Annotated in this window: 12 protein-coding genes; 10 read left to right on the top strand and 2 right to left on the bottom strand. The window is 49.0% G+C overall.

The window, feature by feature from the left end:
- Nucleotides 1-19 precede the first annotated feature (19 nt).
- The 6 genes from QZ327_RS03310 to QZ327_RS03285 all read left to right on the top strand — a co-directional run bounded on the left by QZ327_RS03310 (nucleotide 20) and on the right by QZ327_RS03285 (nucleotide 10,120).
- Nucleotides 20-1,702 carry a hypothetical protein gene (locus QZ327_RS03310; protein WP_294617094.1) on the top strand — a complete coding sequence of 561 codons (1,683 nt, stop codon included), beginning with the start codon at nucleotides 20-22 and terminating at the stop codon, nucleotides 1,700-1,702.
- A 164-nt stretch (nucleotides 1,703-1,866) separates the two neighbouring features.
- A complete protein-coding gene (locus QZ327_RS03305; protein ID WP_294617092.1) occupies nucleotides 1,867-4,596 on the top strand; it encodes a DUF4458 domain-containing protein in 2,730 nt (909 codons plus the stop codon).
- A 20-nt stretch (nucleotides 4,597-4,616) separates the two neighbouring features.
- Nucleotides 4,617-6,656, top strand: a complete 2,040-nt coding sequence (locus tag QZ327_RS03300) for a BACON domain-containing protein (protein WP_294617090.1) — start codon at nucleotides 4,617-4,619, stop codon at nucleotides 6,654-6,656.
- 31 nt (nucleotides 6,657-6,687) lie between these two features.
- Nucleotides 6,688-8,790 (top strand): subtilase family N-terminal domain-containing protein, encoded by a 2,103-nt coding sequence (locus tag QZ327_RS03295; protein ID WP_294617088.1) that lies wholly within the window; start codon nucleotides 6,688-6,690, stop codon nucleotides 8,788-8,790.
- A 12-nt stretch (nucleotides 8,791-8,802) separates the two neighbouring features.
- A complete protein-coding gene (locus QZ327_RS03290) occupies nucleotides 8,803-9,618 on the top strand; it encodes a DUF1573 domain-containing protein (RefSeq protein WP_294617086.1) in 816 nt (271 codons plus the stop codon).
- Between the two features lie 22 nt (nucleotides 9,619-9,640).
- Nucleotides 9,641-10,120 (top strand): lipocalin family protein, encoded by a 480-nt coding sequence (locus QZ327_RS03285; protein ID WP_294617085.1) that lies wholly within the window; start codon nucleotides 9,641-9,643, stop codon nucleotides 10,118-10,120.
- A gap of 127 nt (nucleotides 10,121-10,247) precedes the next feature.
- On the opposite strand, the gene QZ327_RS03280 is transcribed toward QZ327_RS03285, so the two are convergent.
- Both QZ327_RS03280 and QZ327_RS03275 read right to left on the bottom strand, forming a co-directional pair.
- Nucleotides 10,248-11,021 (bottom strand): radical SAM protein, encoded by a 774-nt coding sequence (locus QZ327_RS03280; protein ID WP_294617083.1) that lies wholly within the window; start codon nucleotides 11,019-11,021, stop codon nucleotides 10,248-10,250.
- Nucleotides 11,022-11,192: 171 nt separating this feature from the next.
- Nucleotides 11,193-11,324 (bottom strand): hypothetical protein, encoded by a 132-nt coding sequence (locus QZ327_RS03275; RefSeq protein ID WP_294617081.1) that lies wholly within the window; start codon nucleotides 11,322-11,324, stop codon nucleotides 11,193-11,195.
- 421 nt (nucleotides 11,325-11,745) lie between these two features.
- On the opposite strand from QZ327_RS03275, the gene QZ327_RS03270 reads away from it, so the two are divergent.
- The 4 genes from QZ327_RS03270 to QZ327_RS03255 all read left to right on the top strand — a co-directional run bounded on the left by QZ327_RS03270 (nucleotide 11,746) and on the right by QZ327_RS03255 (nucleotide 21,441).
- Nucleotides 11,746-14,772, top strand: coding sequence for a DNRLRE domain-containing protein (locus QZ327_RS03270; RefSeq protein WP_294617080.1), 3,027 nt, complete (start codon nucleotides 11,746-11,748; stop codon nucleotides 14,770-14,772).
- 109 nt (nucleotides 14,773-14,881) lie between these two features.
- On the top strand, nucleotides 14,882-17,941 hold the full coding sequence (locus tag QZ327_RS03265) for a TonB-dependent receptor (RefSeq protein ID WP_294617079.1): 3,060 nt from the start codon (nucleotides 14,882-14,884) through the stop codon (nucleotides 17,939-17,941).
- Nucleotides 17,942-17,957: 16 nt separating this feature from the next.
- Entirely contained in the window at nucleotides 17,958-19,577 is a 1,620-nt protein-coding gene (locus tag QZ327_RS03260; RefSeq protein WP_294617077.1) for a RagB/SusD family nutrient uptake outer membrane protein, read from the top strand.
- Nucleotides 19,578-19,623: 46 nt separating this feature from the next.
- On the top strand, nucleotides 19,624-21,441 hold the full coding sequence (locus QZ327_RS03255) for a BACON domain-containing protein (protein ID WP_294617075.1): 1,818 nt from the start codon (nucleotides 19,624-19,626) through the stop codon (nucleotides 21,439-21,441).
- Nucleotides 21,442-21,454 lie beyond the last annotated feature (13 nt).

Genomic DNA, 21,454 nt, shown 5'->3' with positions numbered 1-21,454 from the left:
ACACTAAAATGATACAATTATGAAAGCATTGAATTTAAAGAACGTAAGTTGGAGTCTTATTGTATCGGCAATGATGTGTATGGTTGCATTTGCCGGATGTTCAGATGACGAAAAAGAAGGTGGCGCTACAGGCGGAGAAAATAAAATTCCTGAACTGATAGAAGAAACTCATGAGGTGGGTGATGAAATAACACTTTCTTTCACAGCCAATGCTGACTGGATATTGAGCAGCAACGCTTCATGGTGTAAATTTGTAGACGGCGATTTTGCAGAAACTACAAAGAAAGGAAAAGCCGGTGAACAAACGGTAAAGATGAAGATTTTCGATGAAGGACAGGATTACCTCAATGATAATACTGCTGTTATCAAACTGAAAATAGGTAATGAAGAGAAAGAAATTTATAAAGCTATCCGTCCGAAAAAGATATTTACCGGATTGGTCATCAAGTCTGTTCCTGCGGAAGGTGAAAAGGAAGTAGTGTACGATACGGAAAATCCGATTGTAATCAAAGGTTGCGATGTTGATGGTAAAGGGGAAGACCTGCTTATCCAGACCAGTGTTACAGAAGCCGGATTGGAAGTCGGAATAGCAGAAGGTGACAATCCGGATTGGATTACTATCGGTCGCAAAGATGAAAACTTCAATCTTACATTCAATAAAGACAATAAGGAAAAACTTGATCCTAAATATTCATTTGGAACTGATAAGGGATATACTATTAAGTTTGCCGTACAGAAAGGTGGTGTTCTTTTTGCCACTGCAGAAATCCCTGTTGTCTATGAAGGTATGAAAGCGGATGAATTGGGTGTTGCTCCCAAATATCCCGGTGTAAGAATTAGTGAAAATGGAAAGAAAATCAGAAGTACAGATTCTAATAACAACAGTACGGTTTATCAGGATAAGATAGAGGCAGAAATCACTGCCCGTAACGATGAATTTGAAATCATTGCGTTCGAGCAACAAGGAGAATTTGTAGCTTATCCGGGAGTGGATCCTTATTATGAAGCAACTGGATTTGTTTTTGGGGAGCAGGCAAATATTGACTGGGTACATGTTGCCAAAGAAGGAACTAAATGTACTTTGACTTTCGATCAATATGTAGTTTCTGAAGAATATGACAATCGTGGTGTGGTAGTTATGGCATTGCCTAAAGCTGTTTATGAAGGTATTAAGGATAAATTGGAAACAGAAATCATTACCGAGGGGTATATCAGTTCTAAATATGCAAGCTACATTATAGCTGCTCCTGTTCAAACCGCGGATGCGATAATCTCTTTCACAGCTCCATATGTATTAATGGATATGGGCATGGGAAGTGAACTCTTTTCTGTTCTTGATATGGGTATAGTATTTGACTATATGGTCAAGTACGATGCGGAAAAGCATAATGATATAGTTATAGAAAATCCTGGAACAGAAAATGTCTATGTTGCTCAGATTATACCTGAATTATTCTATATGTCTGAAGACCAAAAACTTTATTATGAAATTAAAGATGGTGTAAATAATATGACTCTTGAGGGTGAATTGGAAGAATTATCTGCTAAATTAATGTCTCAAGAAGGAAAGAATTATATGGTTGTATCAGCAAAGGATATAGAAAATGTTTCTATTAAAAATCAAGGAAATATCATTGTAAAAGATGCTGAAGGAGAAATTCTGGCACTCATTGTTGTGAAAACATCAAAGTCTCCAATGTAAATGAACAATTAACTATCCGTTATTCAGAGTATAGCGAAGATTTTTTCGCTATGTACATATAAAGCAAAGAGATACTTTGAGTTAAATTCCTCTGAATGACAGACAATATGAATTGATTATCTGTATTTACTAATACTGTCAATATTGAAACATAGAAAATATAAATGAACTTAAAAAGAACCATAACCTGGAAACTATTTCTTCTACCCCTCTTCACCATGCTCTTCGGCATGGTGTTGGGTGGATGTTCCGATGATAAGGATGAGTTGCAGGACAGCCAATACGGCTATGTGCAGTTCAAAATCTACAAGGCGGCATCCTACCAGCAAGAGCAAGAGGCAAAAGGAACGACTCGTGCAAGCCTGGACAAACTGGGCGAGGCGCAGAAGGTAGAAGTGGAAATGCAATATAACGGTACCAGCATCACACAGACATTGCTGCTGAATGCCTATAACGAATCGAACGCAGAGTATGGCATGCGCAGTGACAAACTGCAACTGCTGGTGGGCGACTATAGAGTAGTGGGCTACAAACTGCTGGACAAGCTCGACCAAGTGATTACCAGTGTGTCCGTTGCTTCCGAGGAAGTATTCACCGTGATTTCACGCGGACTCACTGTGAAAGACCTCACCGTAGACGTGCAAAGCCGCGGAACCGTGACCTTCAAGCTTGCCAAAACCGGGCTTCCCGACATCACCACACGCGCGGCAGCCGACGGCTCGTACCTGTTCAGCGACATCAACCTGGTTGACATCACGGTGAGGAACACCTTTACCCAGAACACCACCACTTTCAAGAAACTGAAGGTGACCTATAAGGAAGAGTACGAAGAGCATCAGAATCCGGACAATGCCAACGACAAGTACATGGATGTAGGAGTAGCCACGTGCGACTCTGCCGTGTGGTTGCCTACGGGAAGCTACCGCGTGACCGGCTACACCGTTTACCGCAAAAGCGGTGCGGTAGTCACCACCCTGGAAAGCAACGGCAGCGTCTCCGGCGAAGAGTTTGCCATCGAGGACAACAAGCTGACCGAGCATGCCAACGTGCCCATCCAGCTCTCTGCTACCAAAGAGTACATCAAGGACTACATCGCCTTGAAAGCAATTTGGGAAGCTATGGACGGACCGAACTGGAGCTACTACGGCATCGGTGAGGTGGCAGGTGCCAACTGGAACTTCAATAAGGAGATGGACATGTGGGGCGACCAGCCGGGCGTGACGCTGAATAAGGAAGGACGTGTAGTAGGGCTTTCTTTGGAAGGATTCGGTGCCCGTGGCGTATTGCCGGATGCTATCGGACAGCTGACTGAACTGAAAATGCTGGCATTGGGTTCGCACAGCGAAAAACTCGGCAGGAAACTGTTCGAAGACTGGAATCCGGATATGAGCGGCGCACAGCAGAAAAAGCTGCGCATGGACTATAGCGAAACATTCCTGAACTACGACCCGCGCGAAAGCCTGTCGGAAATGATACAGCATAGCATCAACACCAACCCGGCAGAGAAGCCTATCGTGAAGAGCAAACGCGTCAGCCGGGAAACCTACAACGAGCAGATTGCCGGTAAGCTGAGCAACGAAATCACCGGTATATCAAAGGCGGTAATGCGCTTGAAGAAGTTGCAGCTGTTCTACATCGGCAACTCGCCGATAAAGGCGGATGATATCTGCGAAAATTGGGCGGATGAAAATTCGGAATATGCCCAAAAGTACAAGGATGAGGACCTGAAATGGGAAAACATGAAGGAGCTGACCGACATCGAAGTGTACAACTGTCCTGAACTGGATCGGGTGCCCGACTTCTTGTTTAAGTTGCCCGAACTGCAGTTGCTGAATTTAGCTTCCAACACCGGTATCTCCGGCGATAAACTCAGAGAAGGCTGGACAAAGCTTGCCCGGGGCAATTCGGGAAAGAAACTTCAGATACTCTATTTGAGCTACAACAACCTGGAAGAGTTTCCCGAGCACAATGATCTCAAAGAAATGAAGAAAATGGGTATGCTGGATTGCTACAGCAACAAGATACATACGGTGCATCATTTCGGCAAAGAGGTAAAGCTGGTGCAGCTTATCCTGTCGAACAATCTGATTGAGGAGATACCCGATGAATTTTGCGGGTTTACCAGCGATGTGGAGACACTCAACTTCTCGAACAACCGGTTGAAATACATCCCCAACATCTTCGACGCGTCTTCTGTGCAGGTTATGGGATCTGTCGACTTCTCTAACAACCTGATTGGTTCGGACGGAGGAAAGAATGTAAAAGACGCCGACGCGTTCAAGGGCATCAATGCCTCTACAATCTCGCTGGCATACAACCGTATATCCAAGTTCCCTACCGAACTGTTCAGAACCGGTTCTCCGATATCTACCATCAACCTGAGCAATAACTTGCTGGAGACGATACCGGAAAATTCGCTGAAGGACAAGAACGGAAACTTCAAGAATACCTACTTGCTGACGTCGATAGACTTGCGTTTCAACCAGTTGAGGTCATTGTCCGATGATTTCAGGGCAACTACCCTACCCTATCTTGCCAACATGGATGTAAGCTATAACCGCTTCTCGAAGTTCCCCACGGAGCCGCTGAACAGCAGCCAGTTGAGGGCTTTCGGCATCCGTCACCAACGGGATGATAAAGGTAACCGCATCTTGCGCGAATGGCCCGAAGGCATCAGTTCGTGTCCGAGCCTGCTTCAGCTGCAAATCGGGGCGAACGACATCCGTAAGGTTGAAGAAAAAATCAACCCGCGCATGTGGATATTGGAGATAAAAGACAATCCGAATATTTCCCTTGACGTAACCCACTTGTGTCCCTACATCCAGGCAGGCATGTACATGCTGGTGTATGACAAGACACAGGATATACGCGGTTGCGACATTCTTAAACAATAAATTACTTAAAAGTTCTATTAATGAAATACTTAAATAAAGTCATAGTAGTACTGGCTCTTTGCGCGGGGTGCATCACCTCGTGCAAAGATGACGACAATGCGGGAGTTGCCGGCGGCTTGCTTACGGACAAGGAGGAAATCGCAATCGGTCCGGAAGGAGGAGTGGAGAAAATCTCCGTGCTGTCGAACATCAGTTGGGTGGCAAGTGCATCCAAAGCTTGGATTACCGTATCGCCCGCCAACGGATTGGGAGCTGCCGACTGCCAACTTGCCATTGACTCTACACTGGAGAATACGGCGCGTACGGCACAGATACGTTTCTCTTCGGACAATGCGGAACAGAAACTTATCACTATCACCCAGTTCGGATTCGGAAAGCAGATTTTGCTGAACGAACCCAATGTGGAGATAGCAAGTTCGGATAGCTACAACAAACGTGTTTTCGACCTCGTGGTATCCACCAACGTGGCATGCAAATTGGATGTCGACCACATCGAATATTCTTTTGCCGATGCGGAGACAATGACCGAAGAGGAAAAGGTGGAATACGAATCCGAACGCGAGGGCTGGTTGGCAAATATCAGGTCAATCAATCTGGATGTGGATTTGGACAGAAAAGCCCGCCCGCGTACAGCGAAGGCACAGGTGCGCTGGGAAATGAACACGGCGCCTTTCACCCGCGTGGCAAAAATCTACCTGGTTCCGAAAGATCCGGAAAAGGATAAACTGGTAGATGATGAAGGCAATGAGCTGGAAGGCAACCGCGTGGTGCTGACCGTTACGCAGAAACCTGCCCTGAAGATTGAAGACAACCGTGCCGGCGACTCGCTCGCTGTAATCACCATCAACGAGAAGGTGCAAAGCATGATTAACTTCAATACCAGCGAAAACATGCAGAACTGGGAAAACCTGACACTGTGGGAAGAGACGGACGAGGATTTGCCTGGTCCGGAAGCCATAGGCCGCGTACGCTCGGTAAGTTTTATCATGATTGATATGAAAGAGGGCGAGGTACTGCCCAAAGAGATACGTTACCTGAAATACCTGGAATCGTTCTCTATCCGCAGCAACGCCAACTCGCAAATCCGTATCATCGGTCTGGGCGAGGAAATATGCGAGCTGAAGTATCTGAAACATCTGGTACTGTATTCATACGGTATCAACAAGCTGCCGGATAACTTCCATAAGTTAGGCGGTGCCGTTGATACAAGCTACAGAGGATTGGAAACACTGGGTCTGGCTGCTACCAACTTTGCCAAATTGACGGATATCACCAAAGGAACAAAGGAAGCCGGTTATCAAAACGGTGTTAACAAAGACAATTTCCCGAACCTGACTTCGCTTGCCTTGAACGGTATGCGCCGTACGGACTCGTTTAAGGACCTGACACAGGTGACCGATGGAGATAAATACAACGGTAATCCGATTGGTCTGTTTGTCAACATCAAAAAGCAGGCGGAACAAAGAGAAGCTTTCATGGAACTGCTGATGTGGGAGGAACTGCGCGAGTTGTCGCTTGCCTACAACTTCATCGAAGGCGAACTGCCTACGGATGAAGAGCTGGAAGCATATATGGATGGCAAGGGAATAAGAACGCATTATGACGAGTCGGACTTCTCCAACGATAAGTCGGAGTATCTTGACAAGCTGGTAGGGGATACATGCAGATGGCTGTTGACCGACGACAAGCCAGTTATATTCAAGAGTGTAGTGGAAGAGACCGAAGAAGAAGTACACGGACAACAAATATTGCGTGTATTGCCGAGAGTACGCTATTTTGCAATTAACCTGAACTTCCTTACCGGCAAACTGCCCAACTGGATACTGTTCCATCCGTACTTTGCAGGATGGGGTCCGGAGATAAGCATTCTGTTGCAACAGGAAGGCGGTATGAATACAGCCGGAAATGCGGTAGGATTCAATAATGTAGATTCGGAAAACTTCGACTTCACCTACTATTACGGTGATAAGGATTGGGGACACGACCTGGATCAGGGTGTTGCCTATCCGTTGTACTATCGCCGCTATGTAGCGAACAATTCATCGGCAGATGGAGAGTAATCATTAATTAGAATAATCAGATTAAGAAGAAATGAGAAACAAATTCTTATATATAGCCCTGTTGGGATGGGCGCTGACCGCATGCTCCGACCGTGAGTTTGCGGAGCAGCAGCCGGTTCCGGGCGAAAACACGGAAGTGCAATTGCCCGATGACATCGCTGCAGGCGAATTAATCATCAAATTCAAGCCGGAAATGACGGACATTCTGGACCGTGTGATGACGCGCGCCGCAAGCAACGGCGGCGTTGCCACCCGTTCGGGCATCCCCTCTACGGACGAAGTGCTGGACATCTTGGGCGGATACCATTTCGAACGTATCTTCCCTATGGATGCGGCAAATGAAGCACGCACGCGCGCTGCCGGGCTGCATCTGTGGTATTTGGTGAAATTCAGCGAAAATACAGACCTGAAAGAAGCCGCCCGGCGCATCAGCCGGTTGGGCGAGATATCCAAAGTGCAGGGAAACAGCCGCATCAAGCGCGCATACAGCACCCAAACACGCAGGATATACGTCAACGAATCGGCATTGAACGCCCATGCCGCTACGCGCAGCAGTGCAACCGGAGTCTTCTCGGACCCGGGATTGGTGCAACAGTGGCACTATAACAATACGGGAGCTTATCCTACCTTCCAAAATAACGGGGCCGACCTCAACAAAGGAACCGGATCGGTGGCAGGATGTGACGTAGGTTGCTACGAAGCATGGGAAAAGTGTACAGGCGACCCTTCCATCATTGTAGCCGTGTTGGATGAGGGAATCATGCTGACGCATCCCGACCTGGAAGCCAACATCTGGGTGAACGAAAAGGAAGAGTTCGGTTCCGGCGAAGATAACGACGGCAACGGATACAAAGGTGACAGGCATGGATATAACTTCGTGGAGAATACGGGTGTCATCACATGGACATCGGCTCAAGACACCGGACACGGTACGCACGTGGCAGGTACGATTGCCGCCATGAACGGAAACGGACTGGGTGTATGCGGCATTGCCGGTGGCAACGGACAGCCGGACAGCGGTGTGAAAATCATGTGCTGCCAGGTATTCGCCGGCCAGATGGGCGTTACGCTCGATGCCGAAGCCAAAGCCATCAAGTATGCGGCAGACAACGGTGCGGTAATCCTGCAATGTAGCTGGGGCTACAACTCGGGCGATGCCAATATGGTAGAAGGGTTCACGCCCGGTCCTTCCACGCAAAAGGAATGGGAAGAGCTCTATCCGCTGGAGAAGGAAGCGCTCGACTACTTCATACACAACGCCGGATCGCCCAACGGAGTGATTGAAGGCGGTATTGCCGTCTTTGCGGCCGGCAACGAATATGCAGGCATTCCCGCTTATCCGGGTGCATACTCCAAATGCGTCACCGTCAGCTCCACGGCTGCCGACTTCACGCCGGCATCTTATACCAATTTCGGTGTGGAAACGGACATCTGTGCTCCGGGCGGTGATATGGAATATTATGCAAAGACTGGTGAAAACACGGTGGAATATTGGGACGGAAGCGAACCTATCGAAAATCCGGGTTCTATCCTCTCTACCGTGATGAAGGACGGTGTTGCGATGTACGGCTATATGGACGGTACGTCTATGGCATGCCCGCACGTGTCGGGAGTTGCCGCTTTGGGTCTGTCGTATGCCGTGAAACTGCGCCGCCACTTCAAGGCAGCGGAATTTATCGAACTGATGAAAAGTTCCGTAAAACCGGTGGACGGCTTCTACCCCAACCGGAAGAAGACCTACTACCGCAACCATACTTCGCCGGGCGCAACGCCTGCCCAGTTGGAACTGAGCAGATACATCGGCAAAATGGGAACGGGACTGGCAAACGCCGCCCTGTTGCTGGATAAGATAGCCGGCAACGGTACGGATATGAAAGTGCCCAACGTGTATGTAGCCGAAGGCGGCACATCGGACATCAACCTTGCCGTATACTTTGCGGCAGGTGAGGGGCTGTCATACGCTTGCACGTCGTCCGACGAGAGCATCGCCCAAGTGAAGGTGGAAGGTACGGTGATGAAAGTGACCGGAGTAGCAACCGGAACCGCCCGCATCACGGTGAAGCCAAGCAACGGAAGCGAACAGACCATCGTTGTCACCGTTCGTAAGAATGCCAACGACAACGGATGGATGTAATTTAACTGATTAATGAAACCGATTACTTGGATACAGTTACTGATATTCTGTGCGGGAATAGGACAATCCCGGGCTGTCAACGCCCAGGATGTCCGTTCCCGTTCGCAGCGGGAAGCCGGTTCGCCGGTAAATCCGCCGTTGGCAAAGCAGGCGGAACCGACGTTGCGTTTCGACAAGACCGTACTGGATGTCGGAACCCTGACCGAGGATGACGCCCCGCGGACGTACCGTTTTACAGGCACCAACGTAGGCAAGAAAACAATCATCCTGACCCGTGTAAGGACCACTTGCGGTTGTGCGGTGGCAGATGTCCGTACCGGAGAAATACTGCCGGGCGAAACGCGGACCGTCACGCTGACCTATCATCCGAAAAATCATCCCGGAACGATAGACGCGAACGCCTTCGTTTATCTCTCTTCTTCGGAAAAACATCCCGTGGCACGCCTGACGCTGACAGGAAACGTCATTCCCGGAGCGGACGAATGGGCACGCTATCCGCATGCGATGGGAAAGTTGAGACTGAAACAGAACCGGATGGAGTTTCAAGAAGTGGCTGCCGGACAGCAGCCTTCCGAACGGATTTTATGCGGAAACAGCGGCGACAAACCGTTGCGCCTGTCGGCACCTCTTCTTCCGAAGTTCGCAACTTTCCGTACGGAACCGGAGGTCATACAGCCGGGTAGCGAAGCCGATATCGTGGTAACGGTAGACGCCTCACAAATTCCTGCCGGGATGGGACAATCGTTCACCTTCCCGGTCATCATCGAAGGAGTGGATGCGCGTCCGTCGGACCGGACACTGAATGTAAAAGTAAACTGTATTAAGTAACGATAAAAACAAGAAATTCGATATGAAGAATATTTTCAAACTAATGGCGCTGTTTGCCTTCCTGTTCTGCCTTACATCCTGCGAGGATGACGAACCGGTAATCCGGACATTGGAAGTGACTCCCGCCAACCTGCACGGAACGTGGGAACTTGCCGAGTGGAACGGAGCTCCTCTGGCAGAAGGTACATACTGCTATGTGACTTTCAACCGCAAGGAACAGACTTTCGAAATGTACCAGAAGTTCGACAGCATGTATGCCCGCTACATCACCGGAAGTTTCAAGATTAAGAACGACCCTTATCTGGGCTATGTCATCAGCGGATTGTACGACTTCGGCAACGGCGAATGGAACAACCAATATATCGTGACCGACCTGTTGGAAAGCGGTTCGATGGTATGGACCGCCAAGGACAACGAAAGCGATGTGAACAAGTATGTGCGTTGCGAGAAAGTTCCTGACGAAATCGTTGAAGAGGCGAAGGCGGATAAAGGCGAGGAATAAGAAACAAACTGAAGAGCATGGGGGCAAAACCCTGACAGGACAATACGGCTGTCAGGGTTTTGCCCCCACGCTCTTTATAAGTACCCGCATTTGAAAGAGAGTGTTTCGAAACCCCCTCGGTTCACTCTCAATAAGAAACGCTCACTTCTATCCCTGCTTCCCTTACCAACGCCGCAATGCGGTCCAACTCCTCGGGAGCGGCCTTTTGCAACTCGCGGCAGGGCGTTTCGCGGTCAATCGTGTAAATCATGACTTGGCGGGGAGAAATCTCCTTGACCGCTTCCAGCCACGGCAACACAAAGGCATCGGTAGTGTTGTCCACATCCTTGCCTTGATAATCACCTTTCAGGAATATGGTCTGAATGATGCAATTGCCTTTGAAAGCTTTCATGCTTTCGATAATGGCAGCTACGGAGTACGTGCCGGCAGGGCGGTCCAGCGTACGGATATACGCTTCATCCACCGTATCCAGCTTCAAAATGTTATTATCCACCTTGCCCAATGCTTCGAACACGGCGCGCCGGTGAAGGAAGGTGGAATTGCTTAGTACGCTTACCTTGGCGGCAGGAAAATAGTTGTCGCGCAAAGCGAGCGTATCTTCTATGATTTCGGGAAAGTGCGGATGTGCGGTAGGCTCTCCGTTTCCCGCAAATGTCAGCACATCGGGCACGGGACCATTCGCTTGCATATCCTGCAAACGGGCTTCCAGCGCGATGCGCACCTCTTCACGCGTAGGAAGCGGCTTCTTGGGGCGGTGGTCGGAATTGAACCCGCACTCACAATAGATGCAGTCGAAAGAACATACCTTGCCGTCTGCCGGCAGCAGGTTAATTCCCAAAGATACTCCCAAGCGGCGGGAACGGACAGGACCGAAGATGGGAGAGGGGTAGATGATGGTCATTTGAGTTCCGAGTTATAAGTTATGATTGTTTGTCAACTGTCATTCAATGCGGCAAAGATACGAAATAAAGGGACGGGACTTTCATTTAAGGTACATTATTCGCTGTGTAAGCACACTGCTTTTTCATTTACAGGAGTTGAAGGGAGTTGGAAGGAAGTTTCGTGACAGGAGTTAAAATCCGGCAGCCGCACCGGGGAACACGACCGGAAAGACCGCGCAAACAGCCAGGCGGAAACGGACAAACGGAAACGGACCGGTGAAGAACAAACGGATAAGAACAGGTTGGCGAAACATTCCCTTCAAACGTTTATTATCAGCAACATACGAGTGCCAGTCGTTTTCTGCTTGGTGGAACTTTATTCCCAGCTTGCTGGGAACGCATTCCCTCTTCGTTGGGAAAACATTCCCAACAAGCTGGGAACACTTTCCCAACGGGGTGGGACAAAAAGCCGTGCGTGTATGTAGGTTGACGGGAGCCGCCCCCCTTTCACTGCTTCATTCCGGTGCAGTCCCATTCTCGTTCTGTTTGCAGGCGTTGCGTACAACTTTGTTGCATAAAAGAACGATTGTTATATGCCTTCATAGGATAAACGGACACTTTTGCAGAGGCATTTGAAATCCGAATAAGACTATGAAACGCATTTTATCTTCTAATCCTGAACCGGAGCCGCCTGCGCGGCTTGCTACTCTCAAGAAGGAAATTAATCCATAAAAGAAATAACTTATGAGTTTAAAGAAGCAACTGTTTTTACTATGCGGAGTGCTTGCAATGCCGTTTTCGGGTTTGCAGGCGGATGATGTGAATGTGGCGTTACGCAAGCCGGCGACGGCATCGTCGCAACAGGACAAGTTTCCGGCATCGAACGTGACGGACGGAACTGTTTCCCGTAAATCAACCTGGATGAGTGCCGGAAATGCCCGCCCGCCTCATCTTCTGGATATTAACCTGGAACGATATTATGATATCAGCCGGATTGTTATTTATACCGGTATTCCGGAAAACGAACAGACAGAACCGGAAAAAGGGAAAGCGCCGGGATTCTGGTCGATGAAGAACTTTAAGATACAGTACTGGGATGATGCCAATTGGACCGACCTGCCGGATACGGAGCGTACGGAAAACAGGCAGGACAGGCTCGAATTTACCTTTCGCCCTGCATTGCAGACTTTTCAAATCCGCGTGGTATCCACGGACGGCGAACCGGTACGCATTAATGAGGTGGAAGTATATGGCAAGGAGAAGAAGGATATGCCGGTGCCTGTGGCAATAAACGGGGTTCCGGAAACCGTTCGGCAACCTCTTGATACGGAGATACAGGTGACGATAACCAAAGATGTTATCGGGAAGTCGATGAAATACGTGGCTTACAATCAGGGATATTATTTGCCGGGAAGCAATATCTCCGGCTGGCTTGAATATTCCAATGTGAACAGTCTGCGTGTCTGGACTTCCTTGAACGACTATGTTCCTCAGTCGGCGGTGCTGCATGATGAAGGATTATCCGCCTTGGATGATTTTGAGGCATGCAAGGCTGAATTGAGAAACAATCCCGAACATAATCGCTTTATCCGTTGGAAAACTGTTTGGGAGAATTGCCGTAAAGTGCAGTTCTCCACCAATTCAATGGTTTTTGAATATGTGTTGAAGGAGCTGAAGCGTCTCAACATAGAGCCTGTCATTCAGATAAACTCCACGGATTTTGACGGCACGTGGAGCAATAAGTGGAAGCAGTGGCAACGCTTTTACGCGCTTGCCTTTTATGCTGCCAAAACCGGAGACGTAACCATGTATGCCATGCACAATGAGCCTAACCATCGCCATGCCGGTCCCATGAAGATAACGCAGTATGTGGATGCCATGAAAATTGTTTCGGATGCCGTCTGTTGTGCCGTGCAGGATGTGAACAGGTTGTATGGAAAGTGCTTGAAGTCGCGTTTTGTAAGTCCCGTCACGGCGGGTTCGAATGCCAATTGGTGGGCGGAAGTTGTGAGGAACCTGCGTACGGACTATCGCGGTTTGCCTTCGGGCAGGGACTTGCTGGATATATTTTCCACCCATTCGTATAATCTGCCGGCTGCGGGCTATGCGTCCAAGGTTTCGGACATCCGGAAAATTATCGTGGAAAATCATCCGTTGAAGCAACCGTTGCCGATAGTCTATACGGAAACCGGACGTTGGATGAATGCTTACCTGATAGACAAAGAGGAAACGATGGACTCTCCCTCTTTATTTACGGAATGGGCGGGTGAATATACCAACAATACGCTCAATCAGGGTTATGGCATGTGGGCTTTCAAGTTTGCCAATACTACGAGCGGCACCTATCCGCGCGGCATCAAGTCCGGGCATCATTTTATTTGGCAGGGCAAGCGGATTGTGGAGGATGCTTATGATAATGTGGCATTGGGCAAGCGGACAACCGACCTGACCGCTTCCCGCACGCAGGCTGTAAGAACAATAACGGACGGAGACAAGACCGATGCTTCTATGTGGGTCTCTCCGGACACAGATGCGGAGAAATGTCTGGAAATAGATTTGGGCAGAAACCATGTGTTGGGTGGAGCGGTTGTCTATACGGGTTCTTCGTATGGAGTTTATACTTCTCCCGACCGTGTGAAGGAGTTCAAGTTGCAGTATTGGGATGGTGCCGTCTGGACGGATATAAAGGAGACGGTGGAAAAGAATGCGCGTTATGCCCAGTCGTTCTTCTTGTTTGACGCACCTGTCGCCACCTCTAAAGTCCGCTTCGTATCCGCCGACAAAGGAAGTATAAAGGTCCGGGAAATCAAATTGTTTGATGCGGAGTCCGTACAGGATATCCCTTCTTCTTACGATGTAAGCGGCATTCAGCGCACCGGCGAGGTGGTCCGCCTTTTTGCGAAAGGATTCAAGGACGAACGTCCTTTGTTGAATACGGTGAAGTCCGTTGCAGATAATGATGTGGATGCCCTTACATGCTTTAATCCGGAAGAAATGAGGTATTATATATGGCTTGTGCAGCGCAAACACTTTTCAAATAACCTGACTTTGGACATGAAGTCGTTAGGGCTTCCCGCCGGTACCAGAGTGATTGCCGAAGAGGTAAGTGCGAACGCTTATGGTGAGGTGGTTTGGTCGGAAGAGATTCCGGAGAGCGGGCGGCTCTCTTTTGAACTTCCTGCCCAAAGTGTGATGCTTCTTACCGTTCCCATACGTATGAATGCGTTGGATACGTTAGTTGCGACAGATGATGCCACGGTAAAACCCGGCACGAATGATAAGAGGAATTTCGGTAAGGCTGAACGGATGGGCGTGGAGATGAATGCTTCCCGGATAAATGGCAACCAAGTGAGTTATGTCAAGTTCGATTTGTCCGGAGTGGACAGGCGGAAAATAAATGCCGCCCTGTTCCGGATATACGGCAACTCTGCTGCCGAAGCTCCTTATCGTTTCCATGTCTATGCTTTGGATAATAATGATTGGGACGAGCATACTGTAAACTGGACAAATGCTCCCAATCTGGAAAGGAAGCAGGTACGTGTAACGGATGTGGGGAATACCGCGCACGTGGCGGGTGAGATTGCGGTGAACCGGACGCCGGGTTATCATCAACTGGATGTTACCGGATTGCTCCGCAACTGCCGGGAACGGGAGATAACTTTTGTATTGGTAAGAGAAGCCAGGCAGTTGGGCGATGATGCCGATAACGGAAGAACCTGCTCTTTCCATACGAAAGAGGGCGGGAATGGTCCGCAACTGCTGGTTTGGTAGCATGAACCGGGGGGTGTATGATAGTGCTTTCTTTTCGTACAATCCTTTTATGGCAGCTTTGTCTTTTTCGTGACTTTTGTCTTGTTGTAAATTTAATCTTAATGTATAAATGAAAAACAATCGTCTAAAACTAATTGTGCCGGTCATGTTCTTATTAATCATGATGGGCATGCATGCGCAAAATGTACAAGTGACAGGGGTAGTGTCTGATGCGCAAGGTTCGCTGATTGGTGTGAATGTCCGTGTAAAAGGTAGCACAACAGGTGTGATTACCGATATGGACGGTAAATATTCGATTAGCGCCCCTTCTCACGCAGTGCTTGTATTCTCTTACATAGGTTATGCCGACCAAGAGCAGAAAGTGGGCAGCCGGAAGGTTATCGATGTGACAATGTCTGAAGACTCCAAATTATTGGATGAGGTGGTAGTGGTAGGCTATGGTTACCAACGAAAGAGCGATGTGGCAACTTCCGTGGCTTCCGTCAAGACGGATGAGATGAAGAGTTTCCCGGCAGGCAATGTGGGAGACATGCTTCGCGGACGGGTGGCGGGGGTCAATGTGACGAGTGCTTCCGGAAGACCGGGATCTGCACCGAACATTACAATTCGCGGCAACCGCTCCATTAGTGCGCAGAACACTCCTTTGTATGTCATCGACGGTTCCGTATCGGACGGTGAGGAGTTCAGTACGCTGAGTGCTGAAAGCATCGAGTCTATTGAAATCCTGAAGGATGCCGCTTCTCAGGCAATTTATGGCGCGCGTGCCAGCGACGGGGTTATTTTGGTGACTACCAAACGCGGCGCCCAAGGCAAGATGGAAGTAAACTACAACGGATATGTAGGTGTCCAGTCTTTGTGGCGCAACTTCGATTTTTATTCTCCCGAAGAATACCTGATGTTGCGGCGCGAGGCAATGGCAAACGACAAAGGCATTATAGATGCCCGTGAAATGCCTATATCGGAAGCGTTGGGCGATGATGTGATGGCGGAAGTATGGGCAAGCGGGAGATTTGTCGATTGGGAAGACCTGATGCTGAAAAATGCGCTTTACCAAAACCATGATGTGACCGTACGCGGCGGAAACGACAAGCTTCGCGTATCTGCAGGGCTTAATTATTTCAATCAGGACGGCATGGTGACTACCGGTTCCGGTTATCGGAAGGCGGCTTTCCGGCTGAATGTAGATTACAAGGTCAATAAATGGGTCGGTTTCGGTGTGAACACTTCTTATGCCTTGACGAAGAGCGAACGTGAGGACGGTAATTTTACCGAGTTCATCACGCGTACGCCGTTGGCTAAGGTATATGAAGAGGACGGAACTTATGCCAAGTACATTAATTCCGCCAATGACGTCAACCCCCTTTACCGGGCACAGAATTACAGCCACGAGATAAGTAACAACAGTTATCGTGTCAATCTGTTTCTGGAACTGAAACCTTTTAAAGGATTTAATTACCGTTTGAACACATCCTTCTACAACAGGCAACAGGAAGACGGGGAAGCCAAAAAGACGGATTATCCCGGTGGAGGAGCCACCGCGAAGCTGACGAATAACGAGAAAAGAAGCTATCTGATAGAGAACATATTCACGTATGACGTTCCCTTCAGGGATAAAAAGCATAAATTAGCTTTGACTGCCGTACAGTCTGTGGATCATACTCAATCCAAAGGATTGGGATATTCCACCGCTTCATTGCCTGTGGACATGGGTTGGGATTTTATCGCCAATGGCGAGTTCAGCGGAAAGCCGGTCCGGACATTCTCCGAGAATAACCTGGTTTCGTTCATGGGGCGTGCTTCCTATACGCTTATGGACAGGTATATTATGAACGTAGCCGTCAGGCGCGACGGTTCGAGCCGTTTCGGTAAGAATAATAAATGGGGCACATTCCCTTCTGTCGCTTTGGCATGGCGCGTAAACCAGGAGGAGTTTCTTCGCAACGTGTCTTGGGTCGACAATTTGAAATTGCGCCTGAGTTACGGCATTGTGGGCAATCAGAACGGCATCGGCAACTATACCACTCTTGGCTTGGCAAATGAATACCGCTATGAGTTCGGCGATAATATGTACATGGGTTACCTGCCCGGAAAAGAGCTTTCCAATCCCGGCTTGAAATGGGAGCAATCCCGCACCACCAATGTGGGAGTCGACTTTGCATTCTTCAAGAACCGTTTGTCGGGAACGGTCGAATATTATGCGACAAGAACCACCGACTTGCTTGTCAGACGCGAGATAAACTCGGTATTGGGCTATGAGAACATACTTGACAACCTGGGCGAAACGAAATCCCACGGGGTGGATATTACTATCAGTGGGGATGTTATCCGTACAAAGGGACTGACTTGGAGCCTGGGTGCCAATTTCAGCCGTTACGCCAATGAAATCGTGAAGATTGACGACCAGGTGGATGAGAACGGCACACCGTTGAGCCAACCCGGAAACCGTTGGTTTGTAGGCGAACCTATCAATGTGTACTATAATTATGTGCCGGACGGCATTTACCAGTATGAGGATTTTGACATCAGGCGCAATCCTTACAATGAACTGGAGTACGTCCTGAAACCGACCATCGATACGGACGGCGACGGCATTGCGGACAAGGCACTTTTGCGGGATGACAATGTACAACCCGGTTCCGTGAAGATTAAGGATATCAACGGTGACGGCAAGATTAATGCGGACGACCGTGTTCCCATTTCCAAAGACCCCGACTTCACACTATCCTTGAATACATCCCTTAAGTGGAAAGGTATTGATTTTTACATGGATTGGTACGGAGTGTCCGGACGTAAGATTCAGAACGCTTACCTGAACGAGTCAAACAGCGGCGGTTCTTTACAAGGCAAGCTGAACGGTATCAAAGTAAACTATTGGACACCGTTCAATCCGTCGGACGAATTTCCGCGTCCCAGCCATAATACGAATGTGCCTTACCACGGCGCATTGGCAATCCAGGATGCTTCTTACATCCGTTTGCGTACCTTGCAGTTGGGATATAGCTTTCCGGCAAAGTGGATTAAACAGCTTTCCTTGTCGCGCCTGCGGGTTTATGCCACGGCAACCAACCTGCTGACGTTTACGGACTTTAAGTCTTATAGTCCCGAACTCACCCCGGGGGCTTATCCTGAATCAAGGCAGTACGTGTTTGGCATCAATGTCTCATTCTAATAACTATGTATAGAATATGAAAAGAATAATATATATGGCAGCTTTGGCAATATCATCCACCATGTTATTGTCTTCTTGCGAGGATTTTCTGAATCCGGAATCCAAAACGAACATAACAGTCGATTATCTGATTAATTCCCCGGACGGGTTGAACCGTGCGGCGATAGGCTTGTATGCGCTGGACAGGGAGATAGCCAAAGGGGCCGACAACAATGGCAACGGCAATCTGTATGTGGTAACCATGTGCGATTACAGCACCGACCTGATGGCATTCCGTGCAGGGACCAGTACCGCCATTGCCAAACTTGAGAATTTTATGCCGAACAACAGTGATGTGGAGGAGTTCTGGCAACAGCACTACTTCATCATCGGTAAGGCGAACGAGGTGATAGCGGGAGCGGAAGCATTGGGAGTGGAAGACCCGGACCCCTTGACGCGCCGTGCCTACGGTGAGGCGAAATTCTTTCGCGGACGCGCCTATTTCGAATTGTGGAAGCGCTTTGAACGCCTTTACCTGAATACCGAACCTACTACGGTAGGCAATCTGGAGCGCGATTTTACTCCGGCAAGCAAAGAGGATGTCTTCGCATTGATCCGTAAGGACCTGGACACCGCCATCGGAATGCTCGACTGGAAAGCGCAGGACGGCGACCAGGGCCGTGTCACCAAAGCCACTGCCAAGCATGTGCGTGCGCAGGTAGCCATGTGGGATAAGGATTACGATAAGGCTATCAAAGAGTGTGAGGATATCTTTGAAGATGGTACATACGCAATGGAGCATAAAACCGCCGATGTATTCAATGGTCCGGATTTCCGCTCGAAGGAAGTGTTGTGGGCGTATCAGTTTTCGATGAACCTGGGAGGTGGCGGCAGCGGCACGCCGTTGACGGGACACCGTGCGGCAATTATCACGACCACCCGCTACCAGTCCAATGCCGATTGCACTTTCGAGGCTAAGAGCGGCGGATACGGTTGGGGACGCGTATATCCCAATACCTACCTGTTCAGCCTTTATGACCAAGTAAAGGATAACCGTTACACGGATCTTTTCATCCATACATTCCGTTATAACGACCCGAAGTCCGCAAAGTTCGGACAGGAGATACCGAAAGACCTGTATGGCACATCTGCCGGTTATATGGAGAAGCTTCATCCGATGTCCAAGAAGCATTTCGACCAATGGACCAATGCCGACCAGCCCGACCGTACTACCAGCTTCCGCGACTTGATTGTATATCGTTTGGCGGAGACCTGTCTGATGTGTGCCGAGGCTTACTATCATCGCGACGGCGGTAACAGTGCCAAAGCCGTGGAATACTACAATAAGACGTGGGAGCGTGCCGGCAATGATTACGAATACGGTCCGCTGACGCTTGATATGCTTTTGGACGAATATGCCCGAGAACTTCATTTCGAAGGTGTGCGTTGGTCGTTGCTGAAGCGTTTGGGCATCTTGGGCGAACGCGTCCGCCTGCATGGCGGCGACTTGAAATCGGAAGACCCTTACCTGGACAAGGATTATGCCGAATGTCGCCGGAATTTTGTGGACGGCAAGCATGAGACGTGGCCTATTCCGCAAAATCAGGTAGACTTGATGGGAGCCGATGTCTTCCCTCAAAGCGATCCGTGGAAATAATTTGTGGCCTGTTTTTATTTATAAATCTAAGAAAAGAAACTATCGTATGAAAAGATTTGCATGGGTTTCACTCCTTCTGTGCCTGGTTTTCGTCTCTTGCAAAGAGTATAACGAGGTGAGGATTATGCCGGAGTTCAATAATAGTGAAACGGAAATAACATTATATAAGAACGTGGGTTCTTCGGCAACTGTGGTTATCAACACAACGGTAGCCGATATAATCGCCGAATATAGTGCCGACTGGCTTGCGGTCGATGTAAACAGACGCAGAGTAATCTACACGGTGACGAAAGCCAACGAAACGGGCGAACCGCGTACGGCTGCGGTAAAACTGGTTTCGGGCGAATGGACCGAGGAAATCATTGTGACTCAACGCGAGTTGGACGAATCGGAAATCAGGTTGCTCAAAGTAGGAGACCTGACGGAAGACGGTTTGGGCATGGTCTTTTGGGTAGACCCTGAAAACCCCGAAGTGGGCAAGGCTGTCTCCTTGCAACGTCAGGGTGGAAAAGCGTTTGAGGCATCGGTGAAGTTGCATGAAGCGTTTTCCACTGTGAACGGCGTGGAGAATACGGCTAAATATACCGATGCAGGCGCGGACGATGCCGTTACTTTCTGTACAAGCCTGGGAGAAGGCTGGTATCTGCCCGCGCAGAATGAATTGCTCGAATTGTTCAAGGCATATAATGGAGCAGGTCCGGCGGACGCCGGGTTTACCAATGCCACCCCTGATGCCATCAGTGATTCGGAGAAGACAGCCCGTGCCGTATTTGATAAGAAATTGACCGACCTCGGCGGAGCGGTAATAAATGCTGCTGCCAGTGGCAATGGAGAGAGTTATTGGGCAAGTACGGAAAACGATGCCGGAGACAAGGCCCGTTATGTACGTTTCGGCAAGTATGGTTTGGATTGGGGAGCAAAGACCGGTACTACCCGTTTTGCCCGTGCCATGAAGCTGGTAGGCAAGTATAAGTTTCCTGAAGAACCGGCTACGCTGAACGTAACCCCAACGGAAGTAAGTTTGGCAAGTGAGGAAGGGTCTGCTAAAGAAGTAACTGTAACTACCAATAAAGATTCATATACGTATACCGTTGCAGGCGAAGACGTGGCTTGGCTCAAGCATGAGCAGAATGGCGATAAAGTGACTTTTATCGCACTTACAGCCAATACCGGTGGTAAGGAACGGTCTGTTACCGTAACATTCACCGCCGGTTCGGAAGAAAATCAGGCTGCGGTCGAAGTAGTTGTCACTCAGGAAAAAATGCCGGCGGCATCGGCATTCACGATTGGAGAGTACGTTGATAAGGATGGTGGCACGCAACTTGCCGAAGGCGGTATCGTATTTTGGACGGAAGGCAATGAAGCCAAAATTCTATCGCTTAAGCGTTATGGTCCTATGAACTGGGTAGAGCCTAAACCTGCCGGACTTACCGGTGTGACGGACGAGTATGACGGAGAAGCCAATACGCAGAAAATGAGAGAAGCCTCGACGGGAAATTTCCCGGTTCTTGAATATTGTACGGATGGTTGGTATTTTCCTGCAAGACAGGAGATGGAAGAGGTGTTCAGGGTATATAACGGTGGTCCCGCTTCTGCTCCGGTGAAGCCCGAAGCTATTACAGAGGCGGAAAAACAGGCGCGTGCAGCATGGGACCTGATTCTTACAACACACGGCGGGGATGTTATGAATGCGAAAACTCCGAGTGAAACCGGCGATAGTTATTTGACAAGCACGGAACATCCTTCGAATGCCGCTAATATGTATTATGTACGTTTCGGGCAATGGGGTGCGGGATTGGCAGCTGCCAAATATACTCAAAATCCGGTTCGTTATGTACGTTTAATCCGCAAAGTATCCAAGTAGAACTTTATTAAAG

This window comes from uncultured Bacteroides sp. (assembly GCF_910578895.1).
Classification (GTDB): Bacteria; Bacteroidota; Bacteroidia; order Bacteroidales; family Bacteroidaceae; genus Bacteroides.
The sequence above is the reverse complement of the archived record's forward strand: the minus strand, read 5'-3'. Positions and strand labels throughout refer to the sequence as shown.

Bases quoted from the DNA above. Each gene is read 5' to 3' on its own strand.
- QZ327_RS03310 (WP_294617094.1), top strand. From the start codon at position 20: ATGAAAGCATTGAATTTAAAGAACGTAAGTTGGAGTCTTATTGTATCG.
- QZ327_RS03305 (WP_294617092.1), top strand. From the start codon at position 1,867: ATGAACTTAAAAAGAACCATAACCTGGAAACTATTTCTTCTACCCCTC.
- QZ327_RS03300 (WP_294617090.1), top strand. From the start codon at position 4,617: ATGAAATACTTAAATAAAGTCATAGTAGTACTGGCTCTTTGCGCGGGG.
- QZ327_RS03295 (WP_294617088.1), top strand. From the start codon at position 6,688: ATGAGAAACAAATTCTTATATATAGCCCTGTTGGGATGGGCGCTGACC.
- QZ327_RS03290 (WP_294617086.1), top strand. From the start codon at position 8,803: ATGAAACCGATTACTTGGATACAGTTACTGATATTCTGTGCGGGAATA.
- QZ327_RS03285 (WP_294617085.1), top strand. From the start codon at position 9,641: ATGAAGAATATTTTCAAACTAATGGCGCTGTTTGCCTTCCTGTTCTGC.
- QZ327_RS03280 (WP_294617083.1), bottom strand. From the start codon at position 11,021: ATGACCATCATCTACCCCTCTCCCATCTTCGGTCCTGTCCGTTCCCGC.
- QZ327_RS03270 (WP_294617080.1), top strand. From the start codon at position 11,746: ATGAGTTTAAAGAAGCAACTGTTTTTACTATGCGGAGTGCTTGCAATG.
- QZ327_RS03265 (WP_294617079.1), top strand. From the start codon at position 14,882: ATGAAAAACAATCGTCTAAAACTAATTGTGCCGGTCATGTTCTTATTA.
- QZ327_RS03260 (WP_294617077.1), top strand. From the start codon at position 17,958: ATGAAAAGAATAATATATATGGCAGCTTTGGCAATATCATCCACCATG.
- QZ327_RS03255 (WP_294617075.1), top strand. From the start codon at position 19,624: ATGAAAAGATTTGCATGGGTTTCACTCCTTCTGTGCCTGGTTTTCGTC.